The organism is Pseudomonas sp. 05N434, assembly GCF_056396965.1.
This window is the reverse complement of sequence record NZ_JBFTMK010000538.1, coordinates 1-3,420: the sequence shown is the minus strand read 5'-3', so window position 1 is coordinate 3,420 and position 3,420 is coordinate 1. Positions and strand designations below refer to the sequence as shown.

General features: G+C 60.4%; 3 protein-coding genes. 2 read left to right on the top strand and 1 reads right to left on the bottom strand.

Annotated features, from left to right (window positions below; translation table 11 throughout):
* Positions 1 to 1,877: beta-glucosidase BglX (gene bglX / locus AC1DLB_RS25320; RefSeq protein ID WP_477785858.1), on the bottom strand; the 1,877-nt coding region annotated here is incomplete at its 3' end.
* 247 nt (positions 1,878 to 2,124) lie between these two features.
* Between bglX and AC1DLB_RS25315 the strand changes: the two genes are divergently transcribed.
* Together AC1DLB_RS25315 and AC1DLB_RS25310 are read left to right on the top strand one after the other, a co-directional pair.
* On the top strand, positions 2,125 to 2,736 hold the full coding sequence (locus AC1DLB_RS25315) for a LemA family protein (protein ID WP_064621343.1): 612 nt from the start codon (positions 2,125 to 2,127) through the stop codon (positions 2,734 to 2,736).
* 43 nt (positions 2,737 to 2,779) lie between these two features.
* The coding region (locus tag AC1DLB_RS25310) for a TPM domain-containing protein (RefSeq protein ID WP_102667194.1) at positions 2,780 to 3,420 on the top strand (641 nt) is incomplete at its 3' end.

Genomic DNA, 3,420 nt, shown 5'->3' with positions numbered 1-3,420 from the left:
GTGTAGTTGCCCGGTTTGCCGGGAGTGAACGGCCGGCCAATGCTCAGGTGGTTGTAGTAGGTCGGAATCTGACCCACCGAGCGCGGAACGGTGATCGGCAGCTTGCCCGACGGGTTGTAGTCGCCGAACAGCACGTCAGCGATGGCGTTACCGCCTTCGGTGCCGCTGAACCAGGTTTCCAGAATCGCGTCAGCCTGCTCTTTCTCTTCGAGAATCGACAGCGGACGGCCATTCATCAACACCAGCACCAGCGGTTTGCCGGTGGCTTTCAACGCCCTGATCAGCTCGCGCTGGTTGCMTGGGATGTTCAGGTCGGTGCGGCTCGACGATTCGTGGGACATGCCACGGGATTCGCCAACTGCAGCCACTACCACATCAGCATCCTTGGCGGCTTTTACCGCTTCGTCGATCAACACGTTGGCCGGGCGCGGATCGTCCACTACTTCCGGGGCATCGAAGTTGAGGAAGTTCAGGTAATCGAGGATTTTCTTGTCGTCGGTGATGTTCGCGCCACGGGCGTAGATCAGCGTCGACTGCGCGCCGAGGGCATTTGTCATGCCGTCGAACAGGGTGACCGATTGCGCAGGTTTACCGGCGGCAGCCCAACTGCCCATCATGTCGATCGGTGCTTTCGCCAAAGGGCCGACCAGGGCGATTTTCGCGGTTTTCTTCAGGGGCAGGGTATCGCCCTGGTTCTTCAGCAACACCAGGCTGCGGCGCGCGACATCACGGGCCTCGGCGCGGTGCAGGCGGCTTTCGGCGTAGGTGTCGGCCGGGTCATCCTCGGCCTTGCCGATGCGCAGGTACGGGTCTTTGAACAGACCCATGTCGTACTTGGCGGCGAGCACTTCGCGCACGGCGTTGTCGATGTCTTTCTGTTCGATCTCGCCGGATTTGAGCAGTCCCGGCAGCTCTTTGCCGTAGAGCGTGTCGTTCATGCTCATGTCGATGCCGGCCTTGATCGCCAGCTTCGCCGCTTCACGACCGTCGCGGGCGACGCCGTGTTTGATCAGCTCGAAAATCGCCCCGTGGTCGCTGACTGCCAGGCCCTTGAAGCCCCATTCCTTGCGCAGCAGGTCGTTCATCAGCCAGGTGTTGGCGGTGGCCGGTACGCCGTTGATCGAGTTCAGCGCAACCATCACCCCGCCGGCACCGGCGTCGATGGCGGCGCGGTAGGGCGGCAGGTAATCCTGGTACATCTTGACCGGGCTCATGTCGACGACGTTGTAGTCGCGACCGCCCTCGACCGCGCCGTACAAGGCAAAATGCTTGACGCTGGCCATGATGCTGTCAGCCGCGTTCGCACCGCTGCCCTGCAAGGCCTTGACCATCACACCGGCAATTCGCGAAACCAGGTAAGTGTCTTCGCCGAAGCCTTCGGAGGTGCGGCCCCAGCGTGGGTCGCGGGAGATATCGACCATCGGCGCGAAAGTGATGTCGAGGCTGTCAGCCGCGGCTTCCTGGGCGGCGATGCGCCCGGACCGGCCAATGGCGTCCATGTCCCAGCTCGAGGCCAGGGCCAGAGGAATCGGGAAAATCGTGCGGTGGCCGTGGATCACGTCATAGGCGAAGAACATCGGGATCTTCAACCGGCTGCGCATGGCCGCGTCCTGCATCGGACGGTTTTCGGCGCGGGTGATCGAGTTGAAGGTGCCACCGATATTACCGGCCGCGATTTCCTTGCGGATCAGCTCCCGAGGCATTTCCGGGCCGATGCTGATCAGGCGCAACTGGCCGATTTTTTCATCGAGGGTCATTTGTTTCATCAGATGGCTGATGAAGGCGTCCTTGTTCTCTATCGGTGCGGGCGTCGTGGCGGCCAATACGGTATGACTGGCCAGGCTGACGAACAGGCCCAGCAAACACAGCTTCTTCATGAATGTTCTTCTCAAAAGGCCCAAGCGGCAGTGAATACGCGCCGGTCAGCCAAAATTTGGGGAGCGACTATTGTTGTTTGGGTATTACTCAGAAAAATGCAGCACACTTCTTACTGCTTTTTCGCTGGGCATCTTTTAGCCCATTGGCTCGATGCAATCCAGTAGCGGCGCAGATTATGCCCCAAGAGCCGGGGTCAAAGTTCGCCGGTTGTTTTATCAACGCAATGTGCAAGGGAGCATCAACCAGATGAATGTACGACACCCCTATCGGTCGAGCCTGCAGGTTGCAGCCTTGATGTTGCTGACCGCTCTGCTGGCCGGTTGCGGCATCAACACGATCCCGACCCTCGACGAGCAGGCCAAGGCCGCCTGGGGCCAGGTGCAGAACCAGTACCAGCGCCGCGCCGACTTGATCCCCAACCTGGTGGAAACCGTCAAGGGCTATGCCAAACACGAGGAAGAAACCCTGACCGCGGTGGTCGAAGCCCGGGCCAAGGCGACGTCGATCCAGGTGGATGCCAGCACGCTGGACAATCCGGAAAAACTCAAACAGTTCCAGCAGGCGCAGGATCAGCTGACCGGCGCGCTGAGTCGGTTGATGGTGGTGTCCGAGCGTTATCCGGACCTCAAGGCCAACCAGAACTTCCTGGCGCTGCAATCGCAACTTGAAGGCACCGAGAACCGCATCGCCGTGGCGCGTCGCGACTTCATCCTCGCGGTGCAGAAGTACAATACCGAGCTTCGTACCTTCCCCGGTCGCTTGTGGCACTCCGTGTTGTACAGCGACTTGCCGATCCGCGAAACTTTCGAGGCCACCAGCCCCGGTGCCGAAAAAGCGCCTGAAGTGAAGTTCCAGTAGGCGCCGGACCGGGTTTGAAGTGCCACCAAGGAAGAGGTTGCCAATGCGCGTGATGAAAGTGGGCCTGATGCTGTTGTTCTGGGTCTTTGCCCTGACGGCCCAGGCCGGGTTGAAGTTTCCGGAACTGACCGGACGGGTGGTGGACAACGCCCAAATGATCGAGCCAGCGGTGCGCGAGCAGCTGGTTCAGCAGCTTAATGCCCACGAGAAGTCCACCGGCGAGCAGTTGGTGGTGGTCACGTTGCCGGACCTGCAGGGCGCCGACATCGCGGATTTCGGTTATCAACTGGGACGCTACTGGGGCATTGGCCAGAAGGACAAGAACAACGGCGCGCTGCTGATTGTCGCGCGTGCCGAGCGAAAATTGCGGATCGAAGTCGGTTATGGCCTGGAAGATCGCCTGACCGATGCGCAGAGTTCGGTGATCATCAATCAGGTGATCACGCCGGCGTTCAAGGCCGGCAATTTCAGCAAGGGCATCAGCGATGGCGTTTCGGCGATGCTGGTGGTGCTGGGGGGCAATCCGCTGAACGAGCCGTCGACGGTGTATGAGCCGCGTGGCAATCAGGAGAGCGATTTCGTTGCGCGGCATCCGGGAATATTCGTGTTCCTGGTGCTGCTGTTTATCCTGACGATCTTCGTCGGCCAGATGTTCGGTATTCTGCCAAGTGGAGGGGGTAGAGG

Coding starts and splice junctions, on each gene's coding strand:
- AC1DLB_RS25315 (WP_064621343.1), top strand. CDS start 2,125: ATGAATGTACGACACCCCTATCGGTCGAGCCTGCAGGTTGCAGCCTTG.